The organism is Alcanivorax sp. HI0007, assembly GCF_001635525.1.
Taxonomy (GTDB): Bacteria; Pseudomonadota; Gammaproteobacteria; order Pseudomonadales; family Alcanivoracaceae; genus Alcanivorax.
Genome location: NZ_LWEJ01000143.1, coordinates 1 through 21,337, shown reverse-complemented (window position 1 = coordinate 21,337; position 21,337 = coordinate 1). Strand labels below are relative to the sequence as shown.

The following is a 21,337-nucleotide window of genomic DNA, read 5'->3' as shown; positions in this document are numbered from 1 at the left end:
GGTGGCCGTGAATGAGGTAAGTACGACATGAACTTCAAACGCATGACCGACCTGGATCTGGCAGGCAAGCGCGTTCTCATCCGGGAAGACCTGAACGTGCCGGTGAAGGACGGCAAGGTCACCAGCGATGCGCGTATCCGCGCGTCCCTGCCCACCATCGAGCACGCCCTGAAGGCGGGAGCCAAAGTGATGCTGATGTCGCATCTGGGCCGTCCCACGGAAGGGGAGTACGCGGAGGAGTTTTCCCTGCAGCCGGTGGCCGACCATCTTGGCAAGCTGCTGGGGCGAGAGGTGCCGCTGGTGAAAGACTGGCTGGACGGCGTCGATGTGGCAGAAGGCCAGGTCGTATTGTGCGAGAACGTGCGCTTTAACAAGGGCGAGAAAAAGGATGACGAGGCGCTGTCACAAAAGATGGCGGCCCTCTGTGATATCTATGTGATGGATGCCTTTGGCACCGCACACCGGGCCCAGGCGTCCACCCATGGTGTGGGCAAGTTTGCCCCGGTCGCCTGTGCCGGTCCGCTGCTGGCCAATGAGCTGGATGCTCTCGGCAAGGCCCTGAACGCGCCCGAGAAGCCGCTGGTGGCGATTGTCGGGGGTTCCAAGGTATCCACCAAGCTGGAGGTGCTGGAATCCCTGTCGGATGTGGTGGACCAGCTGGTGGTGGGTGGCGGTATCGCCAACACTTTCCTGGCCGCGGCCGGTCATCCGGTGGGCAAGTCCCTGTACGAGGAAGACTTGATCCCGGCGGCGAAGAAGATCGCCGAGAAGGTGCATATCCCGATCCCGGTGGATGTGGTCACCGCCAAGGAATTTGCCGAATCCGCTGAAGCCACCGTCAAGAAGGTGGATGATGTGGCCGAGGACGACCTGATTCTGGATATTGGCCCGCAGACTGCCCACATCGTGGCGGCGCTGATGAAGGAAGCCAAGACCATTATCTGGAACGGCCCGCTGGGTGTGTTCGAATTTGACCAGTTCGGTGAGGGCACCCGGGAAATGGCGGAAGCCATTGCCGACTCCGATGCCTTCTCCATTGCCGGTGGCGGTGACACCTTGGCCGCCGTCGACAAGTACGGTATCACCGACAAGGTCAGCTACATCTCCACCGGTGGTGGGGCCTTCCTGGAATTTGTGGAAGGCAAGGTGCTGCCGGCAGTCGCCATGCTGGAAGCGCGGGCGAAAGATTGATCACAGACCGCATGGCCGGTCTGGGAAACCACTGAACAGGAATCGGGCAGCATGGCTGCCCATGGAAACGAAGGGGAAAGACAATGGCACTCGTAAGCATGCGACAGCTGCTGGATCACGCCGCCGAATATGGCTATGGCGTACCGGCCTTTAACGTGAACAACGTGGAACAGATGCGCGCCATCATGGAGGCCGCGGATCAGACCAATTCCCCGGTGATCGTGCAGGCCTCCGCTGGCGCCCGCAAATACGCCGGTGCCCCTTTCCTGCGGCACCTGATTCTGGCAGCCACCGAAGAATTTCCGCACATTCCTGTGGTGATGCACCAGGATCACGGCACCAGCCCCTCCGTGTGCCAGCGTTCCATTCAGCTGGGGTTCTCCTCGGTGATGATGGATGGCTCGCTGGGCGAGGACGGCAAAACCCCCACGGATTACGAGTACAACGTGCGCGTCACCCAGCAAGCGGTGGCCATGGCCCACGCCTGTGGTGTGTCTGTGGAAGGTGAGCTGGGCTGCCTGGGTTCCCTGGAAACCGGCCAGGCCGGTGAAGAAGATGGTATCGGCGCGGAAGGCACCCTGAGCCACGATCAGATGCTCACCGACCCGGAAGAGGCGGCGGACTTCGTTAAGCAAACCAAGGTGGATGCCCTGGCCATCGCCATCGGTACCAGCCACGGTGCCTACAAGTTCACTCGTCCGCCCACTGGTGACATTCTGGCCATCGAGCAGATCAAGGCGATCCACAAGCGCATCCCGGATACCCACCTGGTCATGCACGGTTCCTCCTCCGTGCCGCAGGACTGGCTGGCCATCATCAATGAGTACGGTGGCGAGATTGCCGAGACCTACGGGGTGCCGGTGGAAGAGATTCAGGAAGGCATCAAGCACGGCGTGCGCAAGGTGAACATCGATACCGACCTGCGTCTGGCGTCCACCGGTGCGATTCGTCGTTTCCTGGCCCATAACCCGGCCGAGTTCGACCCGCGCAAGTACCTGAAGGAATCCATCACCGCCATGCGCGATATCTGTATTGCCCGCTACGAAGCGTTTGGCACGGCCGGTAATGCGGACAAGATCAAGCCGATCAGCCTGGAGCGCATGTTCCAGCGCTACGAAGCCGGCGAGCTGGATCCGCGCGTCAAGTAACGGACCGCACTGAAACACAAAAAAGCCCCGCACTGCGGGGCTTTTTGGTTTCCGTGGGGGAGATTATGGCTGGCGGGTAGCTTCGATCTGTACCTGATCCGCACCACGCAGAACCAGTTGCCCGTCCTCGTTGATATCTCCCGCCGTCACCTCTTCCAGCGCGGTCAGAAATTGTTGCTCCAGCGCCATCAGCGGCTGGGGGCACGCCATCATGGTGACGCCGCCGGTTTTCACCGTGAACGTGTCCTCGTCCAGGGTGTAGCTGGCCATGTAGTTGTTGCAGGCGGCCTTGCCGGCCAGTCGTCCCGGTTCATGAAAGTTCAGGGTAATGAGGGCATCCCCCACATGGTCACCGTTGAGGCGCTGTACCTGCCAGGCGCTGCCCTGCAGTTGCTCGGAAGTAACCATGGTATCGGTTCCTGTGGGGTGGCTGCTGCAGGCGGCTAGCGTCAGGGCGGCACCCGCCAGCAGGGAAAGCTTGAGTGTTTGCATATCGGGTCCTTATTGATCGCACGGTATCAGGGCGTCCTGTCCCGGTTAGTCCCCAATGGCAGCGGATAGTTTCCCTCAGCCCTGATCGTGGTCCGAATCCAGACGGCGCAGGGACTGATCCGGCTTGGCATAGCTCCAGCGCGCCTGGCGGTGGGTCAGGTGGTAGCTGTCCAGGCCAGACAGGGCCACGGTGCCCGCCTTTTCGATATCCACATAGCCGTCACTGCCCAGCGCATAGCCAGGCAGCTGAATATGTTCGATGGCACCGATTACCATCACGGTATCGTTGACCTGCAGGGTGTGTGTCTCCAGCAATACCATGCCCAGGCGGATGCGGGCCTGTTCCACAAAAGGCGCCGGGAAATCCGGCAGGTAGGCCGGGGTCAGACCGGTGGCGGTAAACTCGGACACGTCGCGGGGGTAGCGGGCCGCGGTCTGATGCGCCGCAGGGACCATGTCCCCATGCACCTGGTTGAGCGTGTAGAAACCGGTTTCCATCAGGTATTCCAGGCTGTGGCGGTCCACAGAGTGGGGACGAATGATCATGCCCAGCAAGGCAGGATCCGCGCCAAGATGGAAGCAGGAACTGACAATGGAAAGGTTTTCCTGGCCATTGGCGGCACGGGTGCCCAGCAGGTTGGCGCTCTTGAAGCCGGACAGGCTGTTGATCAGATTGACCCGCTGTTGGCGGGGCAGGTCCTTGAGAGTATCGGCGGTCAGGTGCATGGTGTGCTTCCTCCTGGCGCCGTATTATCAGAAGTCGCCGTGAGTAAACCGTGGAGGTCTGTATGAACTCCGGTGCGACTACGACTAGACTCGAAACAGGCTCTTACCGGCTATGGCAAATCCTTTCGACCGTGATCACATTGTTCAGGAATGGCAGCCGCTTAACTGGGAGGCGTTTGATCCGCTCAGTGAGTCTACCCGGCGATATGTGGCCTACTATGGTCTGAATTTCGCAGAGCAGTTACCGGATCTGGAACATGGCTTTGGCTATTTCGAAGCGGCCGGCCACCAGTTGTCCGTGCATGCCTGGCGCCCCCGGGCGCCGCGGGGCACGGTGCTGGTCTGCCATGGTTACTTTGATCATGTGGGCCTGTACCGGCATATCATCGGCCATTTACTGGAGCTGGGTTACGCGGTGCTGGCCTACGATCTGCCCGGCCATGGATTGAGTTCCGGCCCCCAGGCCGTGATCGATGACTTTCGGACCTATCGGGATGTGCTTGAACAATGTCTAGCGCTGGCGGATAACCATTTTCCCCGTCCCTGGAATGTGATTGCCCAGAGTACCGGCGGGGCGATCGTGATGGATTATCTGATCAGTCGTGGCGACGGCGATGCCAATCCCTTTGAACATGTCATCCTGCTGGCGCCACTGGTACGACCGTTCAAATGGTCTTCAGCCCGTTGGCTGCATACGTTTATCCGCCCTTTTGCCCGCAGCATCAAACGCGTCTTTACCATCAATTCCAATGATCCGGATTTCCTGGATTTTCTGGAAAACCAGGACCCGTTACAGGCCAAGAGAGTGTCTGCAGTGTGGGTGTCTGCGCTGAAAAAATGGTTGCCGGGTTTTGAAAAAGCATCACGAATCAAGGTGTCGCCGGTGGTGATACAGGGTGACATGGACGAAACCGTGGACTGGCGTCATAACCTGAAAGTGATTCAGGAAAAATTTCAGAATCCACAGATTCATATGTTGCCCGGTGCCCGCCATCAACTGGCCAATGAACATGAAGACTTTCGCGGTAAAATTTTCGCGATTATTGATCAATATCTCGACTGATTATCGATTTTACGCTTTGTTACTTGAGCTGCGGCGCGAATTTCCTGATGGTAGCGTCACATATTGGCAATATGCCTTTTGAATGTTGTTTCAAGGAGACTTAAGCATGGATAAGAAATGGATGCTGGCCATGACCGCCGGTGCTGCAATGATGAGCCAGGCAGCAATCGCTGACCTGAACGCAGGTATCAACGCTGCCGTTAATGCCGAAGCGGATGCCAAAGCCACTGAGCAGTCTGTCCGTGATCAGCGTGATGCGGCCAAAGCCAACGCCGAGCAAATGAAGGAAGACGCCAAGGCACGCAAGGAAGCCATGAAAGAGCAGGCTGAAGCGAAGAAAGAAGAAGCCAAGGCCAAGAAAGAAGCCATGAAGGAAGAGGCTGAAGCGAAAAAGGAAGCGGCCAAAGAGCGTGCAGAAGCCGAGCGCGAAGCGGCGAAAGAGCGCATGGAAGCCGAGCGTGAAGCTGCGGAAGACATGAAAGACGCTGCCAAGGCAGACGTGAATGCCAGCGCCAATGTGAGCACTGACGGTGCTTCCGTCAATGCCGAAGCCAATGCGGAAGGAAACGGCAAGGCAGAAGAAAAATCCTGGTTCAACTTCTGGGACTAATCACCCATCCAGGAACGAAAAAGGGCCGCTCTATGCGGCCCTTTTTGATTGTGCAAAATAACAGCGTTTCAGTATTGATTGACGCTGCCATTTTCTCCTACCAGGACCACATCCGCCGGCCGTTTGGCAAACAGGCCATTGGTGACAACACCCACGATATTATTGATTTTTTCTTCCATCTCGATGGGGTTGAGAATATCCAGGTTGTGAACGTCCAGAATGATATTGCCATTATCGGTGACAAAGCCCTCCCGGTACTCCGGCTGCCCTCCCAGGGCCACCAGTTTGCGGGCCACGTGGGAGCGCGCCATGGGGATGACCTCCACCGGCAGCGGAAAGCGCCCCAGCCGTTTCACCTGCTTTGAGCCGTCAACAATACAGACGAACTGTCTGGCCACGGCGGCAACAATTTTTTCCCGGGTGAGCGCGCCGCCACCGCCCTTGATCATTTCCCGGTGACCGTTGACTTCATCCGCGCCGTCCACATATACCGGCAGGGAATCCACGTCGTTCAGAGAGAATACCGGAATGCCGTGTCCCTTCAGTCGTTCTGCGGTGGCATCGGAGCTGGCCACAGCGCCCTTGATGCGGTCTTTGATACTGGCCAGACCGTCAATGAAGAAGTTGGCGGTGGAACCGGTGCCCACACCAATGACTTCGCCTTCGGGCACAAAGCGGAGCGCCGCCTCGGCGACCTGTTTTTTCAGCGCATCCTGGTCCATGAAATTGTCCTGTCATGCCGATCAATGAATTTTGCGGGGATTATAGGGCAGGTGTGGCGTTGACTCGACCCTGGAGAGCCGCTGACCTATCGCATTTATCCCGGTCACCCCCTAGACTAGTCCTTCCTGCGCACCAAACACCAACCCGGAACTGTCAATGCTGGACAAATACGTCAAACGGATACTGCAATCCCGCGTCTACGACGTGGCGGTGGAAACCCCTATCCATGCAGCGCCGTTGATTTCCAAACGTATTGGTAACCGGGTATTGCTCAAACGGGAAGATTTGCAGCCGGTGTTTTCCTTCAAGCTGCGTGGGGCTTACAACAAGCTTTGCCAGCTCACCGACGAGCAGCTTCAGCATGGAGTGATCTGTGCTTCCGCCGGCAATCATGCCCAGGGCTTGGCGCTGGCAGCCAGTTCCATGGGGATCAAGGCCACTATCGTGATGCCGCGGACCACACCGGATATCAAGGTGAACTCGGTGCGTAACCATGGTGGCAAGGCCGTGTTGCATGGTGACAGCTTCGATGAAGCCCTGGCCCATGCCCGCAAACTGGAAGCCCGCGATAACCTGACGTTTGTGCACCCCTATGATGATCCGGATGTCATCGCCGGCCAGGGCACCGTGGGCATGGAAATCCTGCGACAGCAGAGCCGGGATCTGGATGCCATTTTTATTCCGGTTGGCGGTGGCGGTCTGGCTGCTGGCGTGGCGGCCTACGTGAAATACGTACGCCCGGATGTGAAGGTGATTGCCGTGGAGCCGGAAGATGCGGCCTGTTTGAAGGCTGCACTGGATAAAAACCGTCGTGTCACGCTGGCGGAGGTCGGTTTGTTTGCCGATGGTGTGGCGGTGAAACAGATCGGCAAGGAAACCTTCAAGATCCTGCGCCATCACGTGGATGAGGTGATTACCGCCACCACGGATGAAATCTGCGCGGCCATCAAGGATGCCTTCGAGGATACCCGGGCCATCTGCGAGCCCGCCGGTGCCCTGGCACTGGCTGGCCTGAAAAACTGGGTGGCCAAGCACCAGGTGGAAAATCAGACCCTGGTAGCGATCCAGAGCGGTGCCAATGTGAATTTTGATCGCCTGCGCCATGTGTCTGAGCGCGCGGAATTGGGTGAACAGCGTGAGGCGATTCTGGCGGTGACCATCCCCGAGCGCCCTGGCGCCTTCCGCGCCTTTTGCCAGGCTCTGGGTCGTCGGGGTATCACCGAGTTCAACTACCGATACAGCGATGACCGGGATGCCAACATTTTTGTGGGCATCCAGTTGCGCCCGGGTGGTGAAGCGCTACAGGCCCTGATGGCGGAGCTGCAAGAGCGTGGTTACCCGGTGGTGGATATGAGCGGCAACGAAATGGCCAAGTTGCATATCCGCCATATGGTAGGGGGGCACGCCCCTCGCCAGGACATGCAGGAAAGATTGTTCCGGGTGGAATTCCCCGAGCGCCCGGGGGCCCTGATGAAGTTTCTCCAGTCCCTGGGGGAAAAGTGGAACATCAGCCTGTTCCACTACCGTAACCACGGCGCGGCCTATGGGCGAGTGCTGGTGGGCTTTCAGGTGGAGTCCGGCAAGTACTCCCGGCTGCTGGCGGATCTGAAGAAAGTCCCCTATCCCATGGTGGAAGAAAGCGACAACCCGGCCTACCGGCTGTTTCTTGATTAGTCCTGAACTAAATGGCGACAGACATGTCATTCCCTGTTGATGTCCCGTGAGTCACGACTTTCTGGTTGCATAACCAATAATTGCATTCAAAACGGCTTGCAGACGGCACTTAACGAGGGTTTTTGTTAAGAAACGTCAGCAAGACCGGCTAACTGCTTGACTTTGCACCTTAAAGTGATCAAATTTTGACCCGGTTGGCATTTTACATTTCGTAATAGGTTTAAAGTGACACTCTTGTTACGACTTTTGGGTCACTTTTTATTTTGCTGTACCGCTTTTTGGGGATAGAAACAATGAAAAAGAAGCCGGACGCCCTGGTGCTACTGGCTGTGATATTCGGGTTGGGGGTGCTGATCAGCAGCCTTACCCACGGCGGCAATGAAAACGATTACCAACGTTACGCAGATAGCGCCGGTGTTGTTGTCAGTCACATCCAGCAGTAACCGTCAGATCTACCGGTTGGTCCCACGGGGCCACCGGTAGGGTCCCTTCGCCCACCTTCTGAAAATCATAGCCCACGGCCACCAGCCTGGGCCGCCTCGGTCTGCGTTGCAGATCCGCCAGGGTGCGATCGTAATACCCTCCCCCCATGCCCAGCCGATAGCCGCAAGCGTCAAACGCCACCGCCGGCAACAGAATCACATCCAGTGCCCACAGGGCTCGCCCGCGATAATAGTGTGCCGGTTCAGCGATACCGTAATGGTTGGGGCGCATGGGATGGTGGCGCTGCCAGAGGCGAAACTGCAGATGGCCGCGGCGGATCGGGTCCAGTCGCGGCAGATAGGTGGTGGCCAGTTGGAAGCGGCTGTGGCCGAGAGCGGGTCGCAGATCCAGTTCGCCGTCGTTGGCCAGATACAGCGCCAGGTGGCGGGCAGGGCGATGGCCCAATGCCTGATCCAGTCGGCGGCCGAAACGAAGGCTGGCCCGGCGGCGTTGCCCGGGAGTCAGTGATCGGCGTTGCTGTCGGAACTGGCGGCGCAATTGCCGCCGCAAGGCTGCGGTCATGGGCGGGCCAGACTAAGCTTGGGTCGTCGATTCTGACATCATCGACTCAAGAGGAAATAGAAAGGGTGCTTCCCGGTCCGCCGCTGCGGGCTTGACCCTTGAACCGTAGGTTCAAGGTGGAGGCAGCAACCCCACCTTCAGGCTTTCCGCTCAATAGGCGGACATGCACACAGGCAAGGTAATGTTTGCCCCCGGGTATTACATTATCGGCTCGGGGACATGACCCTCTGGCGAACGGGCCAGGAAACACTCGCGTGCAGTATAACAGGGGTGTCGGGGCCAGGTCAGGACTTGACAGGAAAGGGATTTCGTTGGCCCTTTACTCGGAGTCGCTGTAGGAGTTCCCTTCCAGGGGACGAACCACGCGTCAGCGTGGAAATCGCCCGCAGGGCGATCAGGGATGCCGGGGATCGACAGGTCTTTCCAGAAAGGAATGCGGGTTGGTCGGGCCCCTTCCCTCGCTTGGGCTCGGGTTCGCACCTCGAGAGGTGCTCCTACAGGAGCCTTGTAGAAAGTGAAGTGTGTATTAAAGCTTCCGGCGGGCGTCTTCGAAGGCCTGGATTTCGTCTTCCAGGCGGCTGAGCAGGGCCTGGACCCGGGCTTCGCTCTCGGAGTCCTCGGACACCGCCTTGCGGGCGTTGAGCAGTTCGTGGCTCATGTTCAGAGCTGTCATGATGGCAATGCGTTCCAGGCCGATCACATTGGCGTCACGGACTTCCCGCAATTGCTTGTCCAGATAGCGGGCGGCGGCCAGCAAATTGTCCTGTTCACCGGACGGGCAGGCGACGCGATACTCCTTGTCCAGTAGATGAATCACCAGGGAGTTTTCGTTAGACATGGCCGAGGGCACCGCATTGGCTGTGGATCAGTGTCAGGCAGGATGCCACGCTCAGGACTCCTGCTCCAGGGATTTCAGACGAGAAATAATGGCTTCGACCTTGTTGCGAGCCACATCGTTTTTTTTCAGCAGCTGTGCCCGTTCCTCCACCAGCTTGGCCTCGCGCTCATGCAAGGACTGGTTTTCCTGACGCAGGCGCGCACTGATGCGCAGCAGGTCATCGACGCGGGCTTCCAGTTGCCGTAGTTGTTGTTCCGTCGTCATGGCAAAATGTACGCTGTTCGCCTAAGGTGTGGGCCTTTCGCGGCCCGGCGTTCCCATGGAGCCAGTGATTGGCCCTCACCCTGCCGGTATTTTCCGGCAATGGCATTCCCACCCGGATTAGAGGTTGTTTCAACTATAGGTGTGGGGTTTGCAAGGGTCAACGAAATTCAATAGTGGTAGCCACTTAGCGCACATTATTCACAGGCTGCCTGAGCATAACCTCCAATTCCCCGAAAAACGGATAGATGCATGTCCAACCTGATCGATTTTGAAGTCCTGGCCCAGGGGCTGGCGGCAGCCGGCGTGGCCCACTCTCCCAGTGAATTGCAAGGCGTGCTGGCGGGGCTGTTGGCCACCGGCCATGGTGGCCAGGACCAGGAAGTGCTTGGTGTGCTGGCGGCCCATGCGGATATTGATGGCGGCTTTGACGGTGCCCTCTCGGCGGCACTGCTTACATTGCGAGATCAGCTTCACGACGGGTTTCAGGGCACCGGCCTGGACCTGGCCCTGTTGCTGCCCGGGGATGAAGAGGAGCTGGGCCTGCGGGTAGCGGCGGTGGCCCAGTGGTGCGAGGGCTTTCTGGTGGGGTTCGGCACCGGGTCTGCCAATACCCACGACAAGGATCTGTCACCGGGCATCCAGGAAGCTCTCTCCGACCTGGCAGCGATCAGCCAGGTGGCGACCCCGGAAAACGACGGCGATGAAGAGGAAGACATGTTCGAGCAGGTGGCCGAGCACTGCCGGATGGCGGCGCTGATGATTTACACTGAGCTGGTCATGCGCCATCAGGGCAAGCCGGCACCGGCACCGCAGACGCCACCGACCCGACACTGATTACGCTGTTAGCGCCGCCACATTAAGGAGAGCTCTTGAGTATCAACCGCCAGGAATTCGCCCGTCGCCGCCAGGAACTGATGGGCATCATGGGGCCCAACAGCATTGCCATCCTGCCGGCGGCCCCGGAACGCACCCGTAACCGGGATGTGGAATACCCCTATCGGCAGAACAGTGACTTCTGGTACCTGACCGGGTTTGGCGAACCGGAGGCGATCATGGTGCTGTTGCCGGGCCGGGAGCACGGCGAGTATGTGCTGTTCTGCCGCGAGCGCGACCGCGCCATGGAAATCTGGAACGGCTACCGGGCCGGCCCCGATGGGGCCGTGACGGATTTTGATGCGGATGATGCGTTCCCCATCGGTGATATCGACGAGATCCTGCCGGGCTTGATCGAGGGCCGTGAGCGGGTCTATTACGACCTGGGTCACGATGCGGAATTCGATCGTCGTCTGATGGGCTGGGTCAACAGTATCCGTGAGCGGGTCCGCTCCGGTGCCCAGCCACTCGGGGAATTCGTTGCCCTGGCGCACCATCTTCACGACATGCGTCTGTTCAAGAGCGCTGCCGAAATCAAGTTGATGCGCCGCGCTGCCAGTATTTCTGCCGGCGCCCATGTGCGGGCCATGCAGACGGTGAAGCCGGGCATGATGGAGTATCAGCTGGAAGCGGAATATATCCACGAATTCATGCGCCACGGCTCGCGTAGCCCGGCCTACCCGAGCATTGTCGGTGGCGGCGCCAACGGTTGCATCCTGCACTACATCGAAAACAGCCAGAAACTGAAAGACGGCGACCTGGTGCTGGTGGATGCCGGTTGCGAGCTGGAACACTACGCCTCGGACATTACCCGTACCTTCCCGGTGAATGGCGCATTCAGCAAGCCCCAGCAGGCCCTTTACGAACTGGTTCTGGCCAGTCAGCACGCCGCCATCGCGGCCACCCATCCGGATAATCACTGGAATGTGCCCCACGAAAAAGTGGTGCATATCCTCACCCAGGGGTTGCTGGATCTGGGCCTGCTCAAGGGGGAGTTCAACGAGCTGGTGGAAACCGAAGGCTACCGGCGTTTCTTCATGCATCGCACCGGTCACTGGCTGGGTCTGGATGTGCATGATGTGGGCGACTATCGGGTGCAGGACCAGTGGCGGCAACTGGAGCCGGGAATGGCACTGACCGTGGAACCGGGACTCTATGTGGCGCCGGACGACGACAGCGTGGACGAGCAGTGGCGAGGCATCGGGATCCGCATTGAGGACGATGTGGTGGTAACCCGGGACGGCTGTGATGTGCTGACCCACGAGGTGCCCAAGGAAGTGGCGGACATTGAAAAGATCATGAAAGGCAGTTGAAAGTTTAAAGTTGAAAGTTAAAACGCGAGGACATCTTTGTGTTGTGTCTGGCGATTGGCACTCCGCGCTGGTGCGCGGGTACTGACTTCGGGCCCATAAAACCCTGGTTCGCGCTTTTCAACTTTGAACTTTTAACTTTCAACTAAAAGGGTTGGGGCATTGATGGCGGAGATTCCTTGCAGGAATTTCCGCCCTACGGATAGGGCGTATGGAGAGCAGCGAAAATCAACCCATCGTTATCGTCGGCGGTGGCATGGCCGGGGCGTTGCTGGCGTTGTTGTTGCGTCATCATGGCGCTGCTGCCGTGACGCTGGTGGAAAGTCATCCGTTGACCTTGCCCGATGAACCGCCGCTGACGCCCAGTTTCGATGCCCGCAGCACCGCCCTGTCTGCAGGCACCCTGGAGGTGCTGGATGCGTTGGGATTGGGCGAGGCCATTCGCGAACACGCTGCCCATATCGATACCGTGCATGTCTCGCGCCGCTCCCGGCTCGGCATCACCCGTCTGCGCGCCAGCGAAGAAGGAGTGCCGGCGCTGGGGGCGGTGGTGGAAAACCGTTGGCTGGGGTTTGTGTTGTTGCGGGCCCTGTACGCGGATGCCGCCATTGAGGTGTTGGCCCCGGAACGGCTCAGCGCCATTCGCCGTCTGGACGATGGCTACCAGGCCACCCTGGAAAGCGGCCGCACCCTGACCACGCCGTTATTGATCGCCGCTGATGGTGCCGGGTCACGGACCCGCGAATGGCTGGGGGTCAGTGCCCGGAGCAGCGACACCGGCCACGACGCCCTGATTGCCAATCTGTCCCTGGCCAGCGATCACCAGGGCATTGCCTACGAGCGTTTCCTCAACGATGGGCCATTGGCCCTGTTGCCGCTGCCGGATCGCCGTTTTGCCCTGGTCTGGACCGGCCCCCGTGATCAGGTGGATACCTGGATGGCCATGGAGCCCGAGGCATTGCTTGCCCGGTTGCAGGAGCAATGCCCGGCGGATGCGCCGCGGCTGACCGGTATCGGCGAACGCCAGCGTTACCCGCTGGTGCTGACCCATGCCTGTGCCCAGGCGGTTCCCTATGGGGTGGTGGTGGGCAATGCTGCCCATACCTTGCACCCGGTAGCGGGGCAGGGTTTCAACCTGACCGTGCGCGATCTGGTGCAGTTGGCCAGCACCGTTGGCGCTGCCCCGGCACCGGGTGCATTGTCCCTGTTGCAGCAATACGTGCAACGCCGGGAACAGGACCAGGCCCTGATCAGCCAGGCCTCCCGCTGGGTACCCGAGCTGTTCCGGGTGCAGCAGCCGTTGTTCGCCCACAGCCGACAGCTGGGGCTGGTGGCCATGGATATCCTGCCCGGTCTGCGGCAGGGGTTTGCGCGGCGGGCCATGGGCTTGTGAAAGCAGTTGAAAGTTCAAAGTTTAAAGTTGAAACGCGAGCGAAACTTGTAGCCACACGATTTGCGTCAACGCCGCGCCGCAAGACCCGTAGAATGCACCGTAGCAATGAGGCGCCAAGGTTGGACCTTGCTTTTAATCTTTTCCCTGTCATGTATGGACGCGGGGGAAGCGCCGCTCGGCTGGCACTAAACGAGCGTCGTGTTTCAACTTTAAACTTTGAACTTTCAACTCAAAGCACCTGAAAACGTGAGGACAAAGCGTGCAACCCAATAGCGTGTCGCCTGCAAGCGAAAAACAACACATCGTCATTGTCGGCGGTGGCATGACCGGGGGCTTGCTGGCGGTGTTGCTGGCGGAGCAGGGGCTGACCGTGACGGTGCTGGATGGTGCGCCGGCGCCAGTGATGCCGACCGGCCCGGCCCAGTTGCGGGTGTCCACGCTCACCGAGGCCAGTCACTGGCTGCTGCAGAACAGTGGTGTCTGGGAGTACCTGGACATGAGCCGGGTGCAGCCCTACGACGCCATGCAGGTCTGGGATCAGGATGGCACCGGTGAAGTGTTGTTCCGCGCCCGGGAAGTGGGAGCGCAATCCCTGGGCTGGTTGCTGGAGAATGGCCACCTGGCGGCCGCCCTGTACCGCCGTGCGGCGGACTACCCGAACCTGCATTGGCGCTGTGGGGTGGCCGTTGAAGGGGCGCGCCGTGAAGAGGGGCGCTGGCAGGTCCGTGCGGGCGATGAGCAATGGCAGGCAGATCTGCTGGTGGGTGCCGATGGCGCCCGCTCCCGGGTCCGTGACTGGGCCGGTATCAGTGGTGGCGCCCGTGACAGCGGTCACCATGCGCTGGTGGCGACCATCGCCACTGCCTTGCCCCATAACGCCTGTGCCCGTCAGGTATTCATGGAATCCGGCCCCTTGGCGTTGCTGCCGCTTTACAGTGACCCGCAACAGGGTGAACAGCGGCAGTGTTCCATCGTCTGGTCTGGCTGGCCGGAGCGGATTGCCCGGCTGCGGGAAGCGGCGCCGGCGGATTTTGCGGCCGAACTGCAGGCGGCCACGGGCGAGGCGCTGGGTGAAGTGACCCTGCTCAGCGAGCGGGCGGTGTTTCCCATTCAGGAGCGGCATGCCAGCAGCTATGTGGCAGCCGGGTTGGCACTGGTGGGCGATGCCGCCCATGTAATACATCCGCTGGCCGGACAGGGCGTGAACCTGGGCCTGCTGGATGCGGCGGTGCTGGCAGAAGAGGTGGAGCGTGCCACACAAAGCGGGCGGTCCTGTGCCGACAGTGCGGCCCTGGCCCGTTACCAGCGTCGTCGCCGTGGCGAGAATCTGCTCATGCAGAACGCCATGCGCGGGTTTCAGCAGTTGTTCGAGCAGCGGGCCCTGCCGGTGCGCTGGTTGCGCAATACTGGCATGCGCTGGGTCAATCAGGCCGGGCCACTCAAGCGTCTGTTTGCCAGCCAGGCCATGGGGCGGGGCGCCGACTTACCGGTTCGGGCGCGGCCCCGGGCTTGAGGGTATTGAACGGTCGCAGGGGCGCGGCAAATAGTGCCGACAGGCTCTAGAGCTTGGCATAAATTCCTGCCATACTTGCCGCCCAATTAAGAATCATTCTTGTTTCCTTGTGCATTTATGGAGTCCGCTATGATGCGAGCCATTGCCACTGTGGCTGCCGCCGCTGTCATGCTTACCGGCCTGTGGGCCTGTTCCGAACCCGCCGCTGAAGAAGAGCTGGTGGTCTATACCTCGCGCAATGACCATTTGATCAAGCCGGTATTCGATGCCTACACCGAGGCTACCGGGGTGAAAATCCGCTATATCACTGACAACGCCGCCGCCCTGACCGCCCGTTTGCAGGCGGAGGGTGAGCGTTCCCCCGCGGATATGCTGATCACGGTGGATGCCGGTAACCTGTGGAATGCGGCGGACAAGGGCCTGCTGCAACCCCTGGACTCCCAGGTGCTGGCCGCCAATGTGCCGGCGGAACTGACCGACCCGGAGAACCGCTGGTTCGGTCTGACCGTGCGGGCCCGCACCCTGGTTTATTCCCCCGAGCGCGTTGATCCGGCCGCCCTGTCCAGCTATGAAGCCCTGGCCGACCCGGAGTGGAAGGGGCGTCTTTGTCTGCGCACCTCCAAGAAGGTCTACAACCAGTCCCTGGTAGCAACCATGATCCAGCGCCTGGGCGAGGAAAAAACCGAGGAAATCGTGCGCGGCTGGGTGGCGAATCTGGCCACCGACGTGTTCTCCAACGACACGGCTCTGATGGAAGCCATCGTGGCCGGTCAGTGCGATGTGGGCATAGTAAACACTTACTACTTTGGCCGCATGAAGCAGGATAACCCGCAGCTGCCCCTGTCCCTGTTCTGGGCCAACCAGGATTCCAGCGGCGTGCATGTGAACATCTCCGGCGCGGGCATCACCCGCCATGCGCCGCGACCGGAAAAGGCCCGCGACCTGCTGGAGTGGATGAGCCAGCCGGAAGCCCAGAAACTGCTGGCCGACCGCAATATGGAGTACCCGGTGAATGCCGCCGTGGAGCCCGCCGAAGAGGTGGCTTCCTGGGGGGAATTCCAGTCGGATGATCTCAACGTCAGTGTGGCCGGTGCCTTGCAGGTGGATGCGGTCAAACTGATGGACCGCGCCGGGTACCGCTAACCGGTGCGAACCCGGGGAGCCCTGTCCGCCAGCGGAGCCAGCGTTCTGCTGCTGGCCTTGCTGGTGCTGGTGCCCATTGTGGTCCTGCTGGCCGCCTGGCAGCAGGAGCAGTGGGCCACTTGGCAGCACCTGCTCGACACGGTGCTGTGGCGGCTGGTGGGCAACACCCTGTTCCTGATGGTGGGGGTGTCCGCCGGGGTGCTGCTGCTCGGCGTGTCCCTGGCCTGGTGTGTGGCCACCCTGGAATTCCCCGGACGCCGCTGGCTGCAATGGGCGCTTCTGCTGCCCATGGCCATGCCCGCCTATGTTCTCGCTTTCGTGATGGTGGACTTGCTGGATTACGCCGGCCCCATCCAGACCTTTCTGCGCCAGTGGCTGCCGATGCTGCCCGACTTCAGTGCCCGCCATCCCCTCTGGGTGGTGATCACCCTGTCCCTGGTGCTCTATCCCTATGTCTACATGCTCGCCCGGCTGGCCTTCGAGGCTCAGGGCCGGGCGGTGCTGGAGCAGGCCCGTATCCTGGGGGATACGGCCTCCTCCGCGTTCTTGCGGGTGGCTCTGCCCATGGCGCGGCCCGGTATTGCTGCCGGGCTGGCCCTGGCGTTGATGGAAACCCTGGCGGACTTCGGTGCGGTCAGCATCTTCAACTTCGATACTTTCACCACGGCCATCTACAAGAGCTGGTACGGCCTGTTCAACCTGCAGGCTGCCGCCCAGCTCGCCTCCCTGCTATTGCTGTTTGTGGTGGTGGCCCTGTGGCTGGAACGGCGCGGCCGCAGCCGTGCCCGCTACAGTGAAATTGGTGGGCGGCAGACCCTGCGCAGTCGTCCGCGGCTGGCCTGGGGGGTGACGCTGTTTGCCTTTTCCGTGTTGTTCATGGCCTTCCTGCTGCCGGTCAGCCGCCTGCTCTACTGGGTGATCGACAACGGCCTGATGCAGGTGGATGCCCGTTTCCTCAATCTGATCTGGCGGACCTTCCTGCTCGGGACCATGGCCGCCCTGCTGGTGCTGAGTCTGGCCGGCTGGCTGGCCTGGGTGAAGCGGCATCAGCCGTCACGGTCCGTGTCCGTGGCCGTGCGCTTGGCGACGCTGGGCTACGCCTTGCCAGGGTCGGTGCTGGCGGTGGGCATCATGATCAGCTTCAGTGCGGTAGAGGGCTGGCTGGGGGACCTGGGGCTGGGCATCGTGCTGGTCAGTACCCTGGCGGCATTGTTGCTGGCCTATGTAGTGCGCTTCATGGCGGTGGGTTTCGGTCCGGTGGAAAACGCCCTCCAGCAGGTGCGTCCCAGCCTGGTGGAGGCGGCCCGTACCCTGGGGGCATCCTCCGCGGAAGTGGGCCGTCGGGTCTATGTGCCGATGATGTTGCCGGGCCTGCTCACCGCGTTGCTGTTGGTGGGCATTGATGTGATGAAGGAAATGCCGGCCACCCTGCTGCTGCGCCCCTTCGGCTGGGACACCCTGGCAGTCCGGATTTACGAGTTGACCGCCGAGGGGGAGTGGCAACGGGCTGCCGCCCCGGCGCTGACCCTGGTGCTGTTGGGGTTGATTCCGGTGATGGTGCTGACCCGTCGACGCGCCGAGCGACTGGATTCCCCCCAGGGCTGATGGTCCTGTCGGCTATTGCATCCTGCAAATGGCCTAACTTCCTCGAAAAAGCTACGAACATCTCCCTAGCTGTTCCGATATCGTAACGTTTCTTTTTGTGTATATATGTAAATTTGGTGACGGTGTAGCCATTTCCTGTGATGTATTCGTGAAGGAAAGTTGGTACGTTAATGCCAACTTTTTGCGCACATAACTGTGTATGCAAATCGAAAATAACAATAGCCCCGGTACGGGCGCGTCTTTTTGGAGAGCTTCATGACAATGCGAAAACTGCTGCCTGCGGTTGTGGCGGGCGTTGGGGTGGTGTGTATCTCGCCGGCCATGGCCAGCATGGGCAACATCGGTACCACCTACGGGGTGTTGCCGTCGGATCTGGCGTCTGCCCAGGCCCTGTCCTTGTTCAACAGCCAGGTCTCCGCCACTTACTACAATCCGGCCTACCTGGCCCAGGATGATCGGGGCGAGCTGACCACCGGGTTATTGCATGCGGACCATGAACTGCGCGCAAGCAGCCTGGGTGGCGCCGCGCCGCTGCCGCGCAGCAGCGATACGCTGCAGGATTCGCCTTCCCAGCACACTCTGCTGGGCATGAAAACCGACCTGTCCTCGCTGACCCGCTTCAACCACCCCCTGTACCTGGGATTCATGCTGGGAGTAGAGAAGTACGGCGAGGAAATGATGGCGTTCAATTCCCAGACCTCCGTTGAGGGCCAGTACTTCGAATTCGGTCGTCAGCCCCTGTTCCTGAATCTGGGCGGCGGCACGCAGATCTGGCGTGGCCTGGATATGGGCCTGTCCGCCCGCATCACGCTTCACTCGGAAGCGGAGCTGGTGGCCACCTCCACCCTGGGCGGGGTGACCAGCTATGAGACGCTTAACGTGTCAGCCAAGCCCTCCATTCGTCCGATCTTCGGCATGAACATGGACTGGGGGGAGAGCTTCTGTGGTGACGGCAACGATTGCTGGTACAGCGGTCTGGAGACTGCCTTCAGTTTCCGGGGTTACTCCAACACCAACACCACGGTGGATTCCACCATCACCATTCCCGGCACTGTGCTGGATCCGGGTATCAATCTGGCCATCAGCACCGTGGATTCCTACCAGCCGAACATCTATGCCGCCGGTCTGGCCTACGGGCGTGATCGTTGGCGGGTGGGCCTGACCGTGGAAATGCAGGAATGGTCACGGCTGGAAGAAGAGCTGGAAGGCGACACCATCAAGGATCAGGCGGTGCAGTACAAAGGCACCCCCTATGAGCTGAAGTTCAAGGACATCGTGGTGCCCCGGCTGGGTGGCGAATTCCACCTGGATAACACCTACATGGTCACCGGTGGCGTGGCCTTCAGCGAATCGCCGCTGGATTCCGACGGCTCCCTGGAAGTGAACTACCTGGATACCGACAAGTGGATCCTGGGGCTGGGGCTCACTGCCCAGTACAAATCGGTGCCGGTGCTGGCGTTCCCGGTGCGTCTGGATCTGGCTTACCAGTACCAGAAGCTGGAAACCCGCACCTTTGACCTCTACGACCGCCGCTCACCGTCCTTCCCGCAACCCTACGAAAGTGTGGACGCGGAAGGGGACGTACACGTGTTTTCCGGCTCCATCACCCTGAAATTCTAGGAGATCGGCGATGACAACAAGACATGTATGGCTGGCCGCCGCGGCGGCGACCCTGGCCGCCTGTGGGGGAGATGCCGGAGATACCCCGTCCATTGCCGGTTGGCAGCAGGCGGAAGTGTATTACAGCTATCCCTATGACGGGCAGCAGAGCCTGTCACCAAAAACGCCGCTGGTGTTGCGGTTTTCCCACGCCATGGCGGTGGATGCCAGTCACTTTACCCTGCTCGATTGTGGCCAGCTGGGCGACGCCTGTGAGGACACGGGAGATAACCAGGTGGCCCTGGGTGACCCGCAATCGCTGGATGGCGGCATGGGCGTGATGCTGCAGCCGCAGAGCCCGCTGCAGAGCCACAGCCATTACCGCTTGGTGATCGACGGCATCGAAACGACCCAGGGCAGTCCGGTGTTCCCGGATGGTGGCCTGGATTTCGTCACACGCCTCAGTCATGACGGCCCCCTGTCCACCCGGATGGCCACGCCGGATCTGGCCGTGAGCCAGGTGATCCCGGACGGCAATGCGCTGCCCTTCATGGACTTTTCCACCCTGCGGGTGCGCTTCAACCAGATGCTTGACCCGGGAACCATGCAATATGGCGACACCGACGGTGGGGCTTCCGTGGAACTGGAGCACGAGGGCGATACCGTGCCCGCTGCGCTGCTGGTCAAAGGCAATGCGGTGACCATTGATCCTCTGCAGGATCTGAGCCCGGGACAGCGGTACACCCTGAAATTCACCCCGTCGGTACGGGGTGTGGATCAGGCCCAGCTCACTGGCGGGTTCGAGCAGAGCTGGACCGCCCGGGATTCCATGCCCCGCGCGACCCTGGTGCAGGAAGCCCTGAGCGCCAGTGAGGACCAGAACGACCCGTGCAATGCTCCGGATGCCCTGGTGGCCAAGCTTACCGGCGCCACCATGAACTGTGTGCCGATCCAGTCCACCCTGCTGGGCGACAAGGATGCGACCATGCAGACCGGCGATGTGTTCGCGGAGCTGGCCTACCTGCCGAATTATCCGCAGGTATCGCCACTGCGGATTCCCCGCAACAGCCTGCTCACCGGCACCAATGTGACCGTCAAGGTGGCGGGGGAAGTGGCGGCGGGCATCGACACCGGCGCCATCGCGGTGACCTTCCTGTCGGATGCGTCCGGTTACCTGTTGCCCAACCCCTACAGTGATGCCCATGAAGCGCCCAAGCAGGTGAAGCTGTACATGGATGTGTCCATGACGGCGGAAAACCCGGAGGCCAACGGCGCCCTCAGCCAGACCCTGCTGCATGTGGAACTCAATGGCATGGCGCTGGTAAAAGAGGGCCGCATGGAAATTGATGCGGTGGGTATCGTGGAGCCGAAAGTCCTGGGCCAGGAAACCGCCTTTGGGCTGCTCAGCTTCCATATGAAGTCCTACGAGGATCAGGAGAACGCGCCGCAACCGGTGCCGGATATGACCGCACCACAATTGCAGTCCATGGTCCCCGCCGTGGACGAGTCGGGCACAGCGCTGAGCGCCCGTCCCGGCGATGCGGTGATCCTCAATTTCGATGAGCCCCTGGATCCGTCCAGCCTCAGCGCCGGCGACACCTTCGGCCTGCAACAGGATGGCAGCCATGTGGCGGTGGACTGGTATCTGGATGGCGCCTCCCTGGTGATGCGCCCGGTTGCTCCGTTGGCATTCGGCGAGAGCTATACCGCCATGGTCAGCTCCCGGGTCACCGACCTGGCCGGCAACCCGGCGGTTCCGGTCAATGCTTCCTTTAATCTGCCTCAGCAGGTGGGGGACCTGGCGCCCCCCATCGTGCTGACCAGCTATCCGGGCTTCCCCTGTGCCGCCGACAAGGCGCACTGGGAAATCGAAGCGGGGAACCATGGTTTCTGCCAGGGCGGCAAGGTGGAAGACGACCGCAATCCGGTGCCCTCGCTGCCGGCAGATCGTGCTATCCGGGTGAATTTCTCCCGGGATATCGACGCGGAATCGGTGGTCTTTGAAAATACCAATGCCTGTGACGTGGGCAGCTTCCGGGTGGAAAAGGTGGAGCTGGACCCGGCCACGGGTCGCCCGCTGCGCTATGACGAAGATGGCAAACGCAAATACCGCTGTGAGGCGGGTGTGACCGGCAAGTTGGAGGTGGGCAATCGTCGCCTGGTCTTT

General features: G+C 60.7%; 20 protein-coding genes and 1 other RNA gene. 14 read left to right on the top strand and 7 right to left on the bottom strand.

Translation table 11 applies throughout. The features are described from left to right. Positions 1–27 precede the first annotated feature (27 nt). Both A3714_RS07690 and fba read left to right on the top strand, forming a co-directional pair. The gene (locus A3714_RS07690; protein ID WP_063510120.1) at positions 28–1,191 is read left to right on the top strand and encodes a phosphoglycerate kinase; all 1,164 of its coding nucleotides are present in this window, start codon (positions 28–30) and stop codon (positions 1,189–1,191) included. An 83-nt stretch (positions 1,192–1,274) separates the two neighbouring features. Further along, the gene (gene fba, locus A3714_RS07685) at positions 1,275–2,339 is read left to right on the top strand and encodes a class II fructose-bisphosphate aldolase (RefSeq protein ID WP_062815323.1); all 1,065 of its coding nucleotides are present in this window, start codon (positions 1,275–1,277) and stop codon (positions 2,337–2,339) included. Between the two features lie 63 nt (positions 2,340–2,402). Here fba and A3714_RS07680 read toward each other — a convergent pair whose 3' ends face one another. Together A3714_RS07680 and A3714_RS07675 are read right to left on the bottom strand one after the other, a co-directional pair. Further along, entirely contained in the window at positions 2,403–2,831 is a 429-nt protein-coding gene (locus tag A3714_RS07680) for an META domain-containing protein (RefSeq protein ID WP_063510119.1), read from the bottom strand. A 75-nt stretch (positions 2,832–2,906) separates the two neighbouring features. Continuing rightward, the gene (locus tag A3714_RS07675) at positions 2,907–3,557 is read right to left on the bottom strand and encodes a flavin reductase family protein (RefSeq protein WP_063510118.1); all 651 of its coding nucleotides are present in this window, start codon (positions 3,555–3,557) and stop codon (positions 2,907–2,909) included. Positions 3,558–3,669: 112 nt separating this feature from the next. Here A3714_RS07675 and A3714_RS07670 point away from each other — a divergent pair, with 112 nt between their 5' ends. Then, positions 3,670–4,620, top strand: coding sequence for an alpha/beta hydrolase (locus A3714_RS07670; protein WP_063510117.1), 951 nt, complete (start codon positions 3,670–3,672; stop codon positions 4,618–4,620). Between the two features lie 106 nt (positions 4,621–4,726). After that, entirely contained in the window at positions 4,727–5,230 is a 504-nt protein-coding gene (locus A3714_RS07665) for a hypothetical protein (protein ID WP_063510116.1), read from the top strand. A gap of 68 nt (positions 5,231–5,298) precedes the next feature. On the opposite strand, the gene rpiA is transcribed toward A3714_RS07665, so the two are convergent. Then, positions 5,299–5,952, bottom strand: coding sequence for a ribose-5-phosphate isomerase RpiA (gene rpiA, locus A3714_RS07660; protein ID WP_063510115.1), 654 nt, complete (start codon positions 5,950–5,952; stop codon positions 5,299–5,301). Positions 5,953–6,103: 151 nt separating this feature from the next. Here rpiA and ilvA point away from each other — a divergent pair, with 151 nt between their 5' ends. Together ilvA and A3714_RS17725 are read left to right on the top strand one after the other, a co-directional pair. Continuing rightward, positions 6,104–7,627, top strand: a complete 1,524-nt coding sequence (ilvA, locus tag A3714_RS07655; RefSeq protein ID WP_255357597.1) for a threonine ammonia-lyase, biosynthetic — start codon at positions 6,104–6,106, stop codon at positions 7,625–7,627. Positions 7,628–7,920: 293 nt separating this feature from the next. Continuing rightward, entirely contained in the window at positions 7,921–8,070 is a 150-nt protein-coding gene (locus A3714_RS17725) for a hypothetical protein (protein WP_156478221.1), read from the top strand. On the opposite strand, the gene A3714_RS07650 is transcribed toward A3714_RS17725, so the two are convergent. The 4 genes from A3714_RS07650 to A3714_RS07635 all read right to left on the bottom strand — a co-directional run bounded on the left by A3714_RS07650 (position 8,051) and on the right by A3714_RS07635 (position 9,734). Further along, complete coding sequence (locus A3714_RS07650) at positions 8,051–8,632, bottom strand: 5-formyltetrahydrofolate cyclo-ligase (RefSeq protein WP_063510114.1); 582 nt, start codon at positions 8,630–8,632, stop codon at positions 8,051–8,053. The two genes, A3714_RS17725 and A3714_RS07650, sit on opposite strands and share 20 nt — an antisense overlap. 65 nt (positions 8,633–8,697) lie before the next feature. Further along, a non-coding RNA gene (gene ssrS, locus A3714_RS07645) (6S RNA) lies at positions 8,698–8,881 on the bottom strand. Between the two features lie 277 nt (positions 8,882–9,158). Then, positions 9,159–9,470, bottom strand: a complete 312-nt coding sequence (locus tag A3714_RS07640) for a cell division protein ZapA (RefSeq protein ID WP_062815330.1) — start codon at positions 9,468–9,470, stop codon at positions 9,159–9,161. Between the two features lie 51 nt (positions 9,471–9,521). Further along, on the bottom strand, positions 9,522–9,734 hold the full coding sequence (locus tag A3714_RS07635; protein ID WP_035246082.1) for a TIGR02449 family protein: 213 nt from the start codon (positions 9,732–9,734) through the stop codon (positions 9,522–9,524). Between the two features lie 249 nt (positions 9,735–9,983). Here A3714_RS07635 and A3714_RS07630 point away from each other — a divergent pair, with 249 nt between their 5' ends. The 8 genes from A3714_RS07630 to A3714_RS07595 form a co-directional block, all read left to right on the top strand. Further along, the gene (locus tag A3714_RS07630) at positions 9,984–10,568 is read left to right on the top strand and encodes a UPF0149 family protein (RefSeq protein ID WP_062815331.1); all 585 of its coding nucleotides are present in this window, start codon (positions 9,984–9,986) and stop codon (positions 10,566–10,568) included. Between the two features lie 35 nt (positions 10,569–10,603). After that, positions 10,604–11,920 carry a Xaa-Pro aminopeptidase gene (gene pepP, locus A3714_RS07625; protein WP_063510113.1) on the top strand — a complete coding sequence of 439 codons (1,317 nt, stop codon included), beginning with the start codon at positions 10,604–10,606 and terminating at the stop codon, positions 11,918–11,920. A 208-nt stretch (positions 11,921–12,128) separates the two neighbouring features. Further along, entirely contained in the window at positions 12,129–13,310 is a 1,182-nt protein-coding gene (locus A3714_RS07620; protein WP_063510112.1) for an FAD-dependent monooxygenase, read from the top strand. A gap of 259 nt (positions 13,311–13,569) precedes the next feature. Beyond that, a complete protein-coding gene (locus A3714_RS07615) occupies positions 13,570–14,823 on the top strand; it encodes an FAD-dependent monooxygenase (RefSeq protein ID WP_231866145.1) in 1,254 nt (417 codons plus the stop codon). 129 nt (positions 14,824–14,952) lie between these two features. Continuing rightward, entirely contained in the window at positions 14,953–15,966 is a 1,014-nt protein-coding gene (locus A3714_RS07610) for an extracellular solute-binding protein (protein ID WP_197463389.1), read from the top strand. Between the two features lie 3 nt (positions 15,967–15,969). After that, complete coding sequence (locus tag A3714_RS07605) at positions 15,970–17,571, top strand: iron ABC transporter permease (protein WP_156493059.1); 1,602 nt, start codon at positions 15,970–15,972, stop codon at positions 17,569–17,571. A gap of 255 nt (positions 17,572–17,826) precedes the next feature. Beyond that, on the top strand, positions 17,827–19,191 hold the full coding sequence (locus A3714_RS07600; protein WP_063508382.1) for an OmpP1/FadL family transporter: 1,365 nt from the start codon (positions 17,827–17,829) through the stop codon (positions 19,189–19,191). A gap of 10 nt (positions 19,192–19,201) precedes the next feature. After that, the coding region (locus A3714_RS07595) for an Ig-like domain-containing protein (RefSeq protein ID WP_197463388.1) at positions 19,202–21,337 on the top strand (2,136 nt) is incomplete at its 3' end.

Coding starts and splice junctions, on each gene's coding strand:
- A3714_RS07690 (WP_063510120.1), top strand. CDS start 28: ATGAACTTCAAACGCATGACCGACCTGGATCTGGCAGGCAAGCGCGTT.
- fba (WP_062815323.1), top strand. CDS start 1,275: ATGGCACTCGTAAGCATGCGACAGCTGCTGGATCACGCCGCCGAATAT.
- A3714_RS07680 (WP_063510119.1), bottom strand. CDS start 2,831: ATGCAAACACTCAAGCTTTCCCTGCTGGCGGGTGCCGCCCTGACGCTA.
- A3714_RS07675 (WP_063510118.1), bottom strand. CDS start 3,557: ATGCACCTGACCGCCGATACTCTCAAGGACCTGCCCCGCCAACAGCGG.
- A3714_RS07670 (WP_063510117.1), top strand. CDS start 3,670: ATGGCAAATCCTTTCGACCGTGATCACATTGTTCAGGAATGGCAGCCG.
- A3714_RS07665 (WP_063510116.1), top strand. CDS start 4,727: ATGGATAAGAAATGGATGCTGGCCATGACCGCCGGTGCTGCAATGATG.
- rpiA (WP_063510115.1), bottom strand. CDS start 5,952: ATGGACCAGGATGCGCTGAAAAAACAGGTCGCCGAGGCGGCGCTCCGC.
- A3714_RS17725 (WP_156478221.1), top strand. CDS start 7,921: ATGAAAAAGAAGCCGGACGCCCTGGTGCTACTGGCTGTGATATTCGGG.
- A3714_RS07650 (WP_063510114.1), bottom strand. CDS start 8,632: ATGACCGCAGCCTTGCGGCGGCAATTGCGCCGCCAGTTCCGACAGCAA.
- A3714_RS07640 (WP_062815330.1), bottom strand. CDS start 9,470: ATGTCTAACGAAAACTCCCTGGTGATTCATCTACTGGACAAGGAGTAT.
- A3714_RS07635 (WP_035246082.1), bottom strand. CDS start 9,734: ATGACGACGGAACAACAACTACGGCAACTGGAAGCCCGCGTCGATGAC.
- A3714_RS07630 (WP_062815331.1), top strand. CDS start 9,984: ATGTCCAACCTGATCGATTTTGAAGTCCTGGCCCAGGGGCTGGCGGCA.
- A3714_RS07620 (WP_063510112.1), top strand. CDS start 12,129: ATGGAGAGCAGCGAAAATCAACCCATCGTTATCGTCGGCGGTGGCATG.
- A3714_RS07610 (WP_197463389.1), top strand. CDS start 14,953: ATGATGCGAGCCATTGCCACTGTGGCTGCCGCCGCTGTCATGCTTACC.
- A3714_RS07600 (WP_063508382.1), top strand. CDS start 17,827: ATGACAATGCGAAAACTGCTGCCTGCGGTTGTGGCGGGCGTTGGGGTG.